Origin of the sequence: uncultured Sphingomonas sp. (assembly GCF_964237155.1) — a bacterium.
Classification (GTDB): Bacteria; Pseudomonadota; Alphaproteobacteria; order Sphingomonadales; family Sphingomonadaceae; genus Sphingomonas.
In genome coordinates this window covers 1-12,940 of the sequence record NZ_CAXSHH010000067.1, presented here as the reverse complement: position 1 = coordinate 12,940, position 12,940 = coordinate 1, and the positions used below count along the sequence as shown (strand labels likewise).

Sequence of the window (12,940 nt, the reverse complement as noted above, 5' to 3'; positions counted from 1 at the left end):
GCGGCGGGGATCGTGCCGATGACGCCCGCGACCGAGGCCGACTGGTCGACCGAGTTCCTCGCGCCCGTCCTGGCGGTGCGCGTCGTCGGCGGCCTCGACGAGGCGGTCGCGCACATCGCCCGCTACGGCACTGGTCATACCGAAGCGATCGTCGCCGACGACCCCGCCGCCGCCGAGCAATTCCTCGCCCGCGTCGACAGCGCGATCGTGCTCTGGAACGCCTCCACCCAGTTCGCCGACGGCGGCGAGTTCGGCTTCGGCGCGGAGATCGGCATCGCCACCGGCAAGCTCCATGCGCGCGGCCCCGTCGGCCCCGAACAGCTCACCACCTTCCGCTACGTGGTGCGCGGCACCGGCCAGGTCCGCCCTTAGAACGCGCGACCGCTCGCACTCCCGCCCGCCACGGGGTACGGCGGACCATGCAGTCCCCCCATCCCCTCCACGGCATCAAGGTCATCGAACTCGCCCGCATCCTCGCCGGTCCGTGGGCGGGGCAGGTGCTCGCCGACCTGGGCGCGGAGGTGGTCAAGGTCGAGGGACCGGGCGGCGACGACACCCGCACATGGGGCCCACCCTTCGTTTCCGATCCGGACGGCGGGCGGACAGCGGGCTATTACCACGCCTGCAACCGGGGCAAACGCGTCGTCGTCGCCGACTTCGCCACGCCCGAGGGCCAGCAGCTCGTCCGCGATCTCGTGGCCGACGCCGACGTGCTGATCGAGAATTTCAAGGTCGGCGGGCTCGCCAAATACGGCCTCGACTACGCCGCCCTGTCCGCGCTCAACCCGCGCCTCGTCTATTGCTCGATCACCGGCTTCGGCCAGGACGGCCCTTACGCGCACCGCCCCGGCTACGACTTCATCATCCAGGGGATGGGCGGGATCATGGACCTGACCGGCGAGCCGGACGGCGCGCCGCAGAAATCGGGCGTCGCCTTCGCCGACCTTTTCACCGGCTTGTATTCGGTGATCGCGATCCAGGCCGCGCTCCACATGCGCGAACGAACGGGGCGCGGGCAGCGGATCGACATGGCGCTGCTCGACACCATGACCGGCGTCCTCGCCAACCAAGCGATGAACTACATGCTGACCGGCGTAACCCCGCCCCGCGTCGGCAACGCGCACATGAACGTCAGCCCGTACGCGGTCTTCCCCTGCGCCGACGGCTGGTTCATCCTGGCGGTCGGCAACGACGCGCAGTTCGGGCGGTTTTCGGAGGTCGTCGGCCTCGACGGAGCCGACCCGCGCTACGCCACCAACGCTCTACGGCTCGAGCACAAGGCCGTGCTATTCGCCGCGATAGAGGAAAGGTGCCGCGCCTTCCCCCGCGACGACCTGCTTGCCCGGCTGGAGGCGGCGAACGTCCCCGCCGGACCGATCAACACCGTCGCCCAAGCCTTCGACGACCCCCAGGTGATCCATCGCGGCATGCGCATCGAGGTCGCCCGCGAGGACGGCACCGCCCTCCCCGGCCTACGCACCCCCATCCGCTTCAGCGACGCGGAGCTGAGTCTCGGAAGAGCGGCCCCCATCCTCGCGTCACCCCGGGCTTGACCCGGGGTGACCAAGGCGCTGCCGTCCTCGCCGGCACGGTCTTGGGCTTCCACGCCATGGGCCATTGCTCGGGTGAGTGAGGCGGCGAATCGTCAGGATCGCGCCGTCCTGACCGACCTCGGCCTCTCGTCCTCGGAGATCGCCGACCTGGCCCACTGATTGCCGCCGCCTCCCGCTCATGGCATAAAGACGGCAACCAGATCAGGAGAGCCCGCCATGGCCACCGCCCTTCGCCAGCCCCAGACATCCGCCGCCGAATGGGAGGCGCGCCAGGAGCTCGCCGCCTGCTACCGCGTCTTCGACATGCTCGGCTGGTCCGAGATGATCTACAACCACATTACCGTGAAGCTGGATGAGGAGGGCGCGTTCCTCATCAACCCCTTCGGCCTCCACTTCTCCGAAGTGACGGCGTCGAACCTCGTCAAGATCGACATCGACGGCAACAAGCTCGACGACAATCCCTACCCCGTGAACCTCGCCGGCTTCGTCCAGCATGCGGTCTTCCACAAGAACCTGCCTGACGCTCACTGCATCATGCACACCCACACCACAGCGGGCATGGCGGTCTCCTCGGTCGAGGGCGGCCTGCGCCCGATCAACTTCTACGCCTGCAACTTCGCCGGCCAGATCGCCTATCACGATTTCGAGGGCGTGACCGTCCGGTCGGAGGAGGGCGAGCGCCTCGTCGCCAATCTCGGCGCCAAGCGGATGATGTTCCTGCGCAACCACGGCATCCTCGTCATGGGCCGCACCCTGCCCGAGGCGTTCGTGAAACATTGGGCGCTCCAGCGCGCCTGCGAGATCCAGCTCGCGACGCTCAGCATGGGCGTACCCCTCGAGATCGCGCCGGAGGTGGTCGCCGTTCATCAGCGCGACCTCCACAGGACGTCGGCCTCCGCCAAGACGGGCGCGGCCGACTTCGCGGCGATGGTGCGTAAGGTCGACAAGATCGACACCGGCTGGCGCGACTAGGCCCGCTCCCCTCCCGCTTGCGGGACGGGCCGGGGGAGGGCATGCCCGCCCGCATGCGTTCACCCGACCGGCTCATCCCTTCCCCCGTCCCGGCGAGGGTTTGATGCGCTTTACCGTCAACGACCAGCCCGTCGAATATCGCCTCGATCCCGAAACTCCCCTGCTCTGGGCGCTCCGCGACGCGTCCAACCTGACGGGGACCAAATACGGCTGCGGCACCGGGCATTGCGGCGCGTGCATCGTCGATATCGACGGGGCCGCGCGCGCCTCCTGCCGCGTCCCCATCGGCACGATCGAGGGCAGCGCCGTCACGACGATCGAGGGGTTGTCGCGCGAGCGCAGCCATCCGCTCCAGCTCGCCTTCCTCCACGACAACGTCGTCCAATGCGGCTTCTGTATTCCCGGCGTCATCATGGCCGCGCAGGCGCTGCTCCGCCGCGACGCCGACCCGACCGAGGCGGTGATCCGCGAGCGCATCACCAACCTGTGCCGCTGCGGCGTCTATCCCCGCCTGGTCGAGGCGATCGGTCGCGCGGCGCGGGCCATGCGCGGCGAGGAGGTGATCCCCGCAGGCGCGCGTCCCGGCATCGACGCCGATGACGCCGCCCGCACCGTTCCGGCCCTTGCGCCGTCGCCCGCTCGCTGATCCTGTCGTTTCGCTGACGATGCGGTTCAGCACCGGCTCAACCCATGACGCATAACGGTCGACGGTCGACAGCGGCCTCCGCCCGGTCGAGCGAGGAGTTGAAGCCATGAAGCGTCTGGTGGTGGGATTGTTGCTCGCGGCGACCGCATACGCGCCATTCGGCGCGAGCGCGCAGCGTCGGGACTACGGCGGACCGGCGACCACCGACGTCGACCGCCAGGAACGGCAGGAGCGCCGCGCCGAGCGGTTGGAACGCCGCGCCGAACGCTTGGAAAGCGGCGCCGCCGTCGAGGCCCCGACCCCGAGCGTCGACCGCCCACGTCGCGACCGCGACGGCGACGGCCTACCCGATCGACGCCGCGACCGCGCGGAGATCGGACGGCCGGACATGGACATCGACCGCGAGCCCCGCCCCGACCGGATCGATCCGGTTCCGGTCGAGCGCCCCGGTCGCGCGGACGGTGGTTTCCGGCGTTCGGACAGGCGTGATCAGCAAGTCGTTCGATCCACCGGCGACGTCGACCCCGCCGACTACCAGACCGATCTTCGGAACGGACGCCGTGACCGTTCGGAGAACCGCCCCGACCTACGCCGGGATGAACTCGGACGCCGACGTGATCGGTTCGACAATCGTGGCGGCCTTCGGAACGACCGCCGCTTCGACGACCGCGACGGCGATCGGCTTGGCGACCGCGACCGGTTTCAGGACCGCCGAGGCGACCGCCGATTCGACGGCCGCAGCGTCGATCCGTATCGCGGCGGCCAAGTCTGGAATCGCGGGTGGCGGAACGACGGCCGCTACGACTGGAATCGCGCCCGGCTCCGCAACCGCGATGCTTACCGCCTGCCGCGCTATTACGCCCCGCAAGGCGCAGGCTATGGCTACCGCCGGTTCGGCTTGGGCGTCCAGCTCTCGCGCTCGCTCTTCGCGCGGGATTACTGGCTCAACGATCCGTACGCCTATCGCCTGCCGCCCGCCTACGGCCCATACCGTTGGGTGCGCTATCATGGTGACGCGTTGCTCGTCGATCTGCGCACGGGGCGCGTGATCGATGTGGTGTACCACATCTTCTACTGAGCATGGCGGGGGTCGGGCTTCGGCCCGGCCCACTTGTCCTACGACGATCCGTCCAGCATCTTGGGGCGGTCATGTTCTTCAGCCGCAAACCCCAGGCCCCAACCGCCTCCACCACCTCGCCAATCCGCGCGCGCTTCGGCGAGGAGGTCGCCGCCAGCCTTCTCGCCAACCCCCATGTCCGCCGCACCCCGACCGAGGCGGCAAGCATGTTCCAGCATCTGGGCTTCCTCGACACTCGCCAGTGCGAGGCGCTGATCGAGTTGATCGACGCCAACCGCCGCCCGTCCACGCTGCTGTCCGACCGCGCCGGTACCGGCTTCCGCACCAGCGAAAGCTGCGACATGGATCGCTGGTCCCCCGATGTCCGCCCGATCGATGAGGCGATCGCCGCCCTGCTCGGCCTCGACCCAGCCCACGGCGAGACGATGCAGGGCCAGCGTTACGCTCCGGGCCAGCAGTTCCGCGCGCATCACGACTATTTCAGCGACCGCGAGAGCTATTGGCCCGCCATGGCGGCGTCGGGCGGCCAGCGTACCTGGACCGCGATGATCTACTTGAACGACGTGCCCGAGGGCGGCGCGACCTGGTTCCCGCGCGCCGGCGTCCGCGTCGCCCCGCGCCGCGGGCTGCTCCTCGCCTGGAACAACATGGGCGCGGACGGCAGCCCCAATGACGCGACGATCCACGAAGGCATGCCTGTCGTGGAGGGCGTGAAGTACATCGTCACCAAATGGTTTCGTGAGGGTAACTGGCTGCGCGATTAGGCCGCGTTACCCTCCACCGCGAACAGCTCGTCCCAGAACTTGTCGCACAGCAGCGCCTGCATCTCGTTCCCGTCACGCCGGTCGTCCGGACATCCCGCCTGATAACCCAGCGTCCGCGACGCGAGCTCGTTGTGGACCTCCTTCGCGAAGTCGGACCCGAACCGCCGCGTCAGTACCACCATCATCGCCCGCGCGCCCTCCGCTCCCCAAAGCGAGCGCGGGTCGGGCGCATAGGGAACGACGCCGAGTTCCTCCGCCTCTTCGGCGTCGTTCGCCGCCAACTCCTCATCGATCATCTCGTCTGCAGTCAGAGGTTCAATGGATTGGTCCACGGTGATCTCCCATTTACACCTTACTCACCTCAACGCTTCGAAGGATGACTCGGCTCCCAGCGGTCGACCGCTTCGTGGCTATCGCGCAAAGCCTCTGTCCTACAACCGCATAGCCGGGCATAGGCGGAACAAATGCCGTCCAACCCTGCCTTGCTAATATGGTCCCACCCCGCCGGGTGTTTCCGCCCAAACCGCGTGTACGCCTATACTTTCCTAAACTTGTTCAGGTTTGGACGCGCCCGATGACCCCCGTCCTCGGCGTCGCCCGCTCGATCCTCGGCCAGCCCTGGCGATGGCGCGCGCTTGCGGCCGATGCGCGCGACGGGCTTACACCCGACGATCTGGTGACCCAGCTCCTGCTCGCGCGCGGCTGCCCGCGTGAGGACCTCGACGAGCACCGCCTGCCTTCGATCCGGGGTTTCATGCCCGATCCCAGCATCTTCCGCGACATGGACCGCGCCGCCGATCGCCTCGCCGACGCGGTCGAGGCGGGCGAGCAGGTCGCGATCTTCGGCGATTACGATGTCGACGGCGCCACCTCGGCGGCGCTGATGATCCGCGTGCTCCGCGATCTCGGGCTCACGGCGCGGCCCTACATCCCCGATCGTCTCCTCGAAGGCTACGGCCCATCCGGCGCGGCGCTCGTCCGCCTGGCCGCCGAGGGCGCGACGCTGATCGTCACCGTCGATTGCGGCGCGCAGGCGTTCGAGGCGCTGGCGGCGGCGCGCGACGCGGAAGTCGACGTGGTCGTCGTCGACCACCATAAATGCGCCTCCGAGCTCCCGCACGCGCACGCCTTCGTCAATCCCAACCGCCTGGACGAGGTCGGCGGCGCTGCGCACGGCCACCTCGCGGCGGTCGGCGTCTGCTTCGTCCTCGCCGCCGCGCTCGTCCGGACGCTCCGGGCACGCGGGTATTTCTCGGGCCGCCCCGAGCCCAAGCTGATCGACCTGCTCGACATGGTCGCGCTCGGCACCGTCGCCGACGTGGCCCAGCTTCGCGGTCTCAACCGCGCCTTCGTGGCGCAGGGGCTGAAGGTCATGAGCCGGCGTCGCAACATTGGCCTCGCCGCGCTGATCGACGCCTCGCGGCTTACCCGCTCGCCGACCTGCGCCGATCTCGGCTTCGCGCTCGGGCCGCGCATCAACGCCGGGGGGCGCGTGGGTCGCGCAGACCTCGGCGTCCGCCTCCTCGTCACCGACGATCCCGACGAAGCGCGCCGGATCGCGTCCGAACTCGACCGGCTGAACGAGGATCGCCGCACGATCGAGGGCGGCGTCCAGGGCGCGGCCGAGGAAATGACCAGCGCGGGCGCCCGTATCGCGGTCGTGTCCGGGCACGGCTGGCACCCCGGCGTCATCGGCATCGTCGCGGGCCGCCTGAAGGAGAAGTTCGGTCGCCCAGCCGTCGTCATCGCGGTCGACGAGCACGGTGTCGGCAAGGGGTCGGGCCGCTCGATCGCAGGCGTCGATCTCGGCGCGGCGGTGCTCGCGGCCAAGGAACACGGGCTGCTCGTCGCGGGCGGCGGACATGCGATGGCCGCCGGGCTGACGATCGCCGCGGACCGTATCGCCGACTTCGCCGCGTTCCTCGAAGAGCGGCTCGGCGACGCGGTCGAGCGCGCGACCGTCGACCGCGCGCTGCTGGTCGACGCGGTGCTCGCGACCGGCGGCGTGACGCGCGACCTGGTCGAGGCGATGGAGGCGGGCGGCCCTTACGGCGCGGGCTGGCCCGCCCCGCGCGTCGCCGCCGGCCCCGTCCGCGTGGTCCGCGCCGACATCGTCGGCAACGGCCATGTCCGCGCGGTCGTCGCGGGCGAGGACGGCCGCAGCCTGAAGGCCATGGCCTTCCGTCAAGCGGACAGTCCGCTCGGCCAGGCCCTGCTCGGCGCGCCGCCCCACCGCCGCCTATGGTTGGCGGGTCGCGCCAAGCTCGACGATTGGAGTTCGAAGCCCGCCGCCGAACTCCATGTCGAGGACGCCGCCTGGGTCGCCTAACTTGACGTGCGGAGGGATCGCCCATAGGTCCGCCGCCGCTGGCCCCTTCGTCTAGTGGTTAGGACGCGGCCCTTTCACGGCTGAGACACGGGTTCGAGTCCCGTAGGGGTCACCAGCGAAAACAATGGCTTAGCTCTTACGTCCATCCGCCCGTTTAGAATTCGTGCAAAATACATTGGCGGAAATCGGCAGATACGAGCGGATAAATAATTTTGGCAGCTAGAGATCAGAGCGCTCGGTAAAGGCGCGCGACGTTACGAAAGCGCGCAGACTCTCCACGACGACGAGGCGTGATCGGCCTACTTTGATGATCGTGATGAGATTGTCGTCCATCAACTCATACAGTTTAGACCGACCCAATCCCAGCATGGTCACGGCGGCCGGTATGCGGATCGTGAGCGGGTCTGGAGCGGCGCGCTGATCACCACCGGCGGCTTGATTTCTAGCGAGACGCATCGGATCGTCTCGGGCTAGCGAAACGCCGATCACTGTCGAGAAAGCCTTTCAGCATCGCGGGGATTAGTTCGGTGATCGGCTCGGGCTGTCCGTAGGTCTCAGCGTACAGCACCGCGTAGTCGGCAAGGGCTTGATTGAGCTCCGGCGTGAGACTGATTTTGACCGTCACCCGGTCAGGCAGCTTGGGCAATTTCAGCATCATCCGTTCCAGGGTTCGAGCACCAGATCCTTGTTGACGACCACGCGCAGCGACCAGCCCGGTCGCACGGTGATCGTCGGCTGGATGTTGAGGTTCTTGGAGACGATCTGGTCGCCAGCGCGCGAAGCGTTCTGCTGCGTCGACTCGCGAACGGCGCGCACGAGGTCGCCCTCACCGCCGATGCTAAGCTCCGTGCCGACGCCGAGGAGCGTCGACAATGCCACGCCTTTCAGGAGTTGCCAGGTGTGCAGGTCTACCTTGTCGGCCAGGCCGGCGAACCCTCGAGCGTCGCTCGCCGGCATGTTGTCGATCCGGAGCGACGATCCGTTCGGCAGGATGATACGCTGCCAGACGACCAGCGCGCGCGTCTGCCCGAACGCGACCACGCTGTCATAGCTGCCGATCAGCCGCGACCCTTGCGGGATCAGGAGCGTGCTCCCGGTCGCGCTGTCGTGGACGTTCTGCGTCACCTGCGCCGTCACGAGCCCGGGCAAGTCGGAGTTGAGGCCAGTGATGAGGCTCGCCGCGATGACGCTACCCGCCAAGATTGTGTACGGCGACGGGGCAGGCGTGAGCGCGTGCGGGTTCGTGTCCTGCCCGCGACCACCATCAGCCAGGAGGTCGACCTTGCCTTGCTGGCCGCCTAGATCACGCGCCGGATCGAGCGCGAGCCGCGGGATAGCGGACGCACCGCCCGGCTCGGTCGGCGACGACTCTGCGCTGACGGGCGTGGCCGCCGCAGTTGGCCTGGCCGTGCCGGAAGTCTGGACCAGCACGCCGGACTCGCGGGCAGCCTTCCGCTCGGCGGCGAGCCGCTCGCGCTCGGCCTCGGCCCGCTGCTTCAAACGCGTCGCTTGCTCCTCGGCCGGATCGGGGCCGGTCTGCGCACCTTGCGCCTTTCGCTCGGCGCTCAGGATGGGGCGGCCCAAATCGCCCGGCAAAGGCGGCCCAAGCACCGGCACGTCGCCGTAGGTCTTGGGCGCGTTCGTCAGCGCGTCGAGTGACGCCTCCGCGCCCTCCTCCGGCCGGTCATCTTCGCTCGCGACGACGCGGAACGTGGGCGGCTTGAGCGCCACCCAGGCGACCCCGACGAGCGCGGTCGAGCCCAGTGCCGCGATGCCGATCACTACGCCGCGCCGGAACCGCACGACGCGGACTGGCCGGCCACGCAGCACCATCGTTTCCGGATCAAGCTTTGGCAGGACCGCCGGTTCGGGAGCCTCGGTCACAGCCGCCGACCCCTACCCCGCCCGCGCGCCGGCTCCTCGGCCACACGGCTGATCCTGACAACCTGCTGGGGCTTGGTCCCCAGCCGCAGTTCGGCCCGGTCGAACAGCCGGTCGACTATGTAGTAACGCCCGCGCACCCAGTAGTTGACGAGCTCGGCTTCGCCTTTGCTACCGAGCAGGAACAGCGGCGGCGCCTCGGTCACCGCGATGGTGGCGGGGAACTCGATGAAGGTCTGCCGGCCGTCATCGAACGCGCGTAAGGGCCGCCAAGGCGGATCGTCGCCGTCGATTCTATAGCCGAACCTGAGCGCGTCGACCTAAAACCCCGATGCGACCGGTGCCGCGGCCTCGGCAGCCACGTTGGCGCGCATGATCGCCAGCAGCGCATCCTGCGGATAGGTTCACGAGATCGCCGCCATCGCGGTCGCGGCCGTGCTTTCGAGCTGAAGATGGTGGGTGCGCCGGTCGGTCGCGATCATGAGATTGGTGCGCAAGCCCGGCGCGAACGGCTTGACCAGGATGTGGGTGCGCTTGCCCTCACCCGTGCCGCTCGACGTATCGCCGACCGTCCATCGGGCGGTGTCGCCGGCCGCGACCGACACGAGCGTCTCGCCGGGCTGGAGCGCGACGTCGCTGACCCGCTCGGGCGCCGTGTAGAACGGATGTCCGGTTTTGGTGAGCCGCCGACCGGGGCTGCATGCCGCCTTGTGAGTCGTCGAGCAATCGTTGACCGTCGCGGCCGGTTCGGAGTCAGACAGGCATTAGGGAGGAGACCCAATGCCGGCGCTCAACTGGTGGAACGACGGGACGAGGTCATCCGACTGGGCGGTGGCGATGGCGCCGATACTGGTGCGTCAGGCGAGGAGCGAACATCCACTTACCTACGGCGCGGTCGCACGCGAACTGGGTATGAGCCACCACTGGCCGGTCCAGCAGCGAGCGGCGGGGTGGATAGCTGAGGCCCTAGGGGAGATTGGCAAGATGAAGGGGTGGAGGCGCCGCCCGCCGCCGCCCCTACAGTCGCTTATCGTGAACAAAGCCACCGGTCTTCCCGGGCATGGCGTAAACAAGTTCATGAGCCGGTCGTTTCGGCAGGCCCGCACGAAGCGGCAGAGGGCCGCCGCGCTCCTCCGCGTTCACGGCGAGATTTATGCATATTCGCATTGGGAAGAAGTTCTCGGCCTGCTTGGGGTGGAGCCACCCCATGGTCTCGACAATATCAGCGAAGAGGCGACCAACAGCGGACGCGGCGGAGGAGAGGGCTCCGAACACCGGACGCTCAAAGATTTCGTTGCATGTCATCCCGAGATCGTCGGCCTAAGCGCTTCTCAAGCGACCGGGCTGACCGAACAGCCGTTGCCCTCCGGCGATGTCGTCGACGTGCTGTTCGAGGGCAAGGCGTGGAGGATGGCAGTCGAGATCAAGTCCCACATCTCCAGCGAAGGCGACATGGCGCGCGGCGTCTACCAATGCGTGAAATACCGGGCGGTGCTGAACGCGCGATCAAGCGTCGCCGACAAGCCCTACGACGTGTCGGTCACGCTGGTGCTCGGCGGATCCGCTCCTGCCGGAGTCACGAGACTGGCGCACGCCTTCTCCATTCCGATCATCCAGAACGTTTTCCCGGGCTGATGTCCTCGCGTGCGTCTTACGCAGACGCGGCGGGTGTTGACGGACGTGTCTGTCACGCGTCTGCCGATCTGGGTGCTGGAAGAGCGGCATGGCCGACGGCGTGACCTCGGCGTCCACGTCGCGGGTGGCAGCGTTCTTCCAGGGCCTGATAATCGCTTGCGCTTCGATGGGCCCGGCTACCCGGACAATTCACGGCGCCCGCTACCCACTCGACCGTTCAACCGGCTGCGTGGTGCTCGCCCTTTAGGCGGGACGACGTTCCCCACGAGGCGGCACCCGGAATATTTTTTGGAGGCGGCGAGGCTTCAAAAACACCCGCTCAGCCCAGTAAACCTCCGCGCCTTGCATTACCGCTGCGACAACATGAACAAGCGGCGGAAATCAGGAAGCGGGAAGAGCGCTCTGAACGGCCACTTCTGGGTCCAAATACCGGACGCTCGCACTGCAGGCACGGTAGCACGGCCGCCGTCGGAACCGTTGCTGTACAGTCGCTCGGTGGTCGCCGGTTCCTTTGGCAGACGCTCGTAGTTACCACGCCTGGCCAGTAGGCGACGGAGACAGAAATGTTCAAATTAGCATCGCTGATCGCATTGCCCTTGCTGACCGTACCGGCGCTCGCGCGCGGTGTGGACGGGCAAGCGTCAACTCAGATCTCCCAGTCTCGGGACGCGGGCAGACTTTCGGCCGAGCGCCTGGCCAGCGTCAATCAGCTGCTGCAAAGCTATGTTGATCAAGGTCGGATCGCCGGCGCGGTGGTGCAGATCCAGCAGGATGGGCGCACCGTCTTCTCGACCGCGATCGGCTGGCGGGACAAAGAGGCGCGCGCGCCCATGCGGCAGGAAACCATCTTCCGCATCGCTTCGCAGACCAAGGCGCTGACCAGCGTCGCGGTAATGATGCTCCTGGAGGATGGTAAGCTGCTGCTCAACGATCCGGTCGGCAAGCATCTGCCCGAATGGTCGTCGACAAAAGTCGCGGTACCGACGTCAAACGGCAGGTACGATGTCGTTCCAGCCAAGCGGCCGATCACCATCCGAGACCTGCTTACCCATACAGCCGGCGTCTCCTACGGAAGCGGTCCGGCCGAGAAGGCGTGGCGCGACGCCGGCTTCCTGGGCTGGTACTGGGCCGACAGGAAAGAGCCCGTCGCGAGTGCCGTCGCCCGCATGGCGGCCCTGCCAATGGCAGCGCAGCCGGGCGAGCAGTTCGTTTACGGCTACGGCACCGACATCTTGGGCGTCGTCGTCGAGAAGCTGAGCGGCATGACGTTGAACGCCTTCCTCAGCGAGCGGCTGATCCGCCCGTTGGGTATGAAGGACACGTCCTTCTACGCTCCCCGCGAGAAGGCCAAAAGGCTCGCCGTTGTCTATTCCGTAGGAGCTGGTTCGATCAGCCGCGCCGGTGATCCGGGGGAATGGAAGGACGGCGGCTTCCCGGGTCAAGGCCAGTACGTGGATGGTCCTCGCACCGCCTTCTCCGGAGGTGCCGGGCTGCTTTCGACGGCAGCTGACTACAGCCGGTTCCTCGAGATGCTTCGCCGCGGTGGAGAGTTGGACGGGCGGCGCTACCTGAGCCGGAAGTCTGTGGAACTGATGACCAGCGACCACTTGGTGGAGGTCCCGTACTCTCCGGGAAAGGGATTCGGGCTCGGCTTCAGCATCCGCACGGATGTCGGCAGGGCAGGTGAGCTCGGTTCGGTAGGCGAGTTCGGTTGGGGCGGTGCCTACCACAGCACCTACTGGGTGGATCCGCGGGAACGGATCACGGTCGTCTACATGACCCAGCTCCTACCGGCCGAAAGCATCGACGACCATGGAAAACTTAGAGCATTGATCTATCAAGCGTTGCAGTGATCAGCGTGGTCGGTTGCTCAGCCTGCTAAAGCGAGCAGAACGCTGAATGCGCCTGCTGCAGGCCGAGGCGGAAGCCACATGAACGATCGACCGGAGTTGGGAAGCGTCAAGTCGGCATGAACGGCCGGAAATGGGTCTCGCGGTAGGAAGCCCGTCCGCGTCTCGATGTGCCCCGAAGGCCGGTCGCGGCATGGCGGTTTCGCGTCAGGGGTACCGCTCGCGGCGCTAG

General features: G+C 67.7%; 13 protein-coding genes, 1 tRNA gene and 1 pseudogene. 10 read left to right on the top strand and 5 right to left on the bottom strand.

What is annotated here, in order from left to right:
- From ACFE71_RS12525 to ACFE71_RS12500, 6 genes are all read left to right on the top strand, one after another.
- The coding region (locus ACFE71_RS12525; protein WP_375429125.1) for an aldehyde dehydrogenase family protein at positions 1 to 372 on the top strand (372 nt) is incomplete at its 5' end.
- 47 nt (positions 373 to 419) lie between these two features.
- Complete coding sequence (locus ACFE71_RS12520) at positions 420 to 1,553, top strand: CaiB/BaiF CoA transferase family protein (RefSeq protein ID WP_375429124.1); 1,134 nt, start codon at positions 420 to 422, stop codon at positions 1,551 to 1,553.
- A 216-nt stretch (positions 1,554 to 1,769) separates the two neighbouring features.
- Entirely contained in the window at positions 1,770 to 2,525 is a 756-nt protein-coding gene (locus ACFE71_RS12515) for a class II aldolase/adducin family protein (protein ID WP_375429123.1), read from the top strand.
- A gap of 100 nt (positions 2,526 to 2,625) precedes the next feature.
- Positions 2,626 to 3,171 carry a (2Fe-2S)-binding protein gene (locus ACFE71_RS12510; RefSeq protein ID WP_375429122.1) on the top strand — a complete coding sequence of 182 codons (546 nt, stop codon included), beginning with the start codon at positions 2,626 to 2,628 and terminating at the stop codon, positions 3,169 to 3,171.
- 106 nt (positions 3,172 to 3,277) lie between these two features.
- Positions 3,278 to 4,249, top strand: coding sequence for an RcnB family protein (locus tag ACFE71_RS12505; protein ID WP_375429121.1), 972 nt, complete (start codon positions 3,278 to 3,280; stop codon positions 4,247 to 4,249).
- A 71-nt stretch (positions 4,250 to 4,320) separates the two neighbouring features.
- The gene (locus ACFE71_RS12500) at positions 4,321 to 5,013 is read left to right on the top strand and encodes a prolyl hydroxylase family protein (RefSeq protein WP_375429120.1); all 693 of its coding nucleotides are present in this window, start codon (positions 4,321 to 4,323) and stop codon (positions 5,011 to 5,013) included.
- Here the strand turns inward: ACFE71_RS12500 and ACFE71_RS12495 are convergent.
- A complete protein-coding gene (locus ACFE71_RS12495; RefSeq protein ID WP_375429119.1) occupies positions 5,010 to 5,345 on the bottom strand; it encodes a hypothetical protein in 336 nt (111 codons plus the stop codon). The genes ACFE71_RS12500 and ACFE71_RS12495 overlap by 4 nt on opposite strands.
- Before the next feature lie 242 nt (positions 5,346 to 5,587).
- Here ACFE71_RS12495 and recJ point away from each other — a divergent pair, with 242 nt between their 5' ends.
- The gene (gene recJ, locus ACFE71_RS12490; protein ID WP_375429118.1) at positions 5,588 to 7,342 is read left to right on the top strand and encodes a single-stranded-DNA-specific exonuclease RecJ; all 1,755 of its coding nucleotides are present in this window, start codon (positions 5,588 to 5,590) and stop codon (positions 7,340 to 7,342) included.
- 40 nt (positions 7,343 to 7,382) lie between these two features.
- Positions 7,383 to 7,457: transfer RNA gene (locus ACFE71_RS12485), tRNA-Glu, on the top strand.
- A 104-nt stretch (positions 7,458 to 7,561) separates the two neighbouring features.
- On the opposite strand, the gene ACFE71_RS12480 is transcribed toward ACFE71_RS12485, so the two are convergent.
- From ACFE71_RS12480 to trbG, 4 genes and pseudogenes are all read right to left on the bottom strand, one after another.
- Positions 7,562 to 7,798, bottom strand: a complete 237-nt coding sequence (locus ACFE71_RS12480) for a hypothetical protein (protein ID WP_375429117.1) — start codon at positions 7,796 to 7,798, stop codon at positions 7,562 to 7,564.
- A complete protein-coding gene (locus ACFE71_RS12475; protein ID WP_375429116.1) occupies positions 7,785 to 8,000 on the bottom strand; it encodes a DUF2274 domain-containing protein in 216 nt (71 codons plus the stop codon). Before ACFE71_RS12475 ends, ACFE71_RS12480 begins: the two co-directional genes overlap by 14 nt.
- Positions 7,997 to 9,226 carry a TrbI/VirB10 family protein gene (locus ACFE71_RS12470; RefSeq protein ID WP_375429115.1) on the bottom strand — a complete coding sequence of 410 codons (1,230 nt, stop codon included), beginning with the start codon at positions 9,224 to 9,226 and terminating at the stop codon, positions 7,997 to 7,999. Before ACFE71_RS12470 ends, ACFE71_RS12475 begins: the two co-directional genes overlap by 4 nt.
- Positions 9,223 to 9,882, bottom strand: a pseudogene (trbG, locus tag ACFE71_RS12465) (P-type conjugative transfer protein TrbG); the annotation flags it as partial. The gene ACFE71_RS12470 and the pseudogene trbG, both read right to left, overlap by 4 nt.
- 121 nt (positions 9,883 to 10,003) lie before the next feature.
- Here trbG and ACFE71_RS12460 point away from each other — a divergent pair.
- Positions 10,004 to 10,858, top strand: coding sequence for a hypothetical protein (locus ACFE71_RS12460; RefSeq protein ID WP_375429114.1), 855 nt, complete (start codon positions 10,004 to 10,006; stop codon positions 10,856 to 10,858).
- Between the two features lie 563 nt (positions 10,859 to 11,421).
- Positions 11,422 to 12,711 (top strand): serine hydrolase domain-containing protein, encoded by a 1,290-nt coding sequence (locus ACFE71_RS12455; RefSeq protein WP_375429113.1) that lies wholly within the window; start codon positions 11,422 to 11,424, stop codon positions 12,709 to 12,711.
- Positions 12,712 to 12,940: the final 229 nt, after the last annotated feature.

What these genes read in the sequence shown, in the direction of transcription:
- ACFE71_RS12455 (WP_375429113.1), top strand. Translation starts at nt 11,422, where the DNA reads ATGTTCAAATTAGCATCGCTGATCGCATTGCCCTTGCTGACCGTACCG.
- ACFE71_RS12520 (WP_375429124.1), top strand. Translation starts at nt 420, where the DNA reads ATGCAGTCCCCCCATCCCCTCCACGGCATCAAGGTCATCGAACTCGCC.
- ACFE71_RS12480 (WP_375429117.1), bottom strand. Translation starts at nt 7,798, where the DNA reads ATGCGTCTCGCTAGAAATCAAGCCGCCGGTGGTGATCAGCGCGCCGCT.
- ACFE71_RS12500 (WP_375429120.1), top strand. Translation starts at nt 4,321, where the DNA reads ATGTTCTTCAGCCGCAAACCCCAGGCCCCAACCGCCTCCACCACCTCG.
- ACFE71_RS12515 (WP_375429123.1), top strand. Translation starts at nt 1,770, where the DNA reads ATGGCCACCGCCCTTCGCCAGCCCCAGACATCCGCCGCCGAATGGGAG.
- recJ (WP_375429118.1), top strand. Translation starts at nt 5,588, where the DNA reads ATGACCCCCGTCCTCGGCGTCGCCCGCTCGATCCTCGGCCAGCCCTGG.
- ACFE71_RS12505 (WP_375429121.1), top strand. Translation starts at nt 3,278, where the DNA reads ATGAAGCGTCTGGTGGTGGGATTGTTGCTCGCGGCGACCGCATACGCG.
- ACFE71_RS12475 (WP_375429116.1), bottom strand. Translation starts at nt 8,000, where the DNA reads ATGATGCTGAAATTGCCCAAGCTGCCTGACCGGGTGACGGTCAAAATC.
- ACFE71_RS12460 (WP_375429114.1), top strand. Translation starts at nt 10,004, where the DNA reads ATGCCGGCGCTCAACTGGTGGAACGACGGGACGAGGTCATCCGACTGG.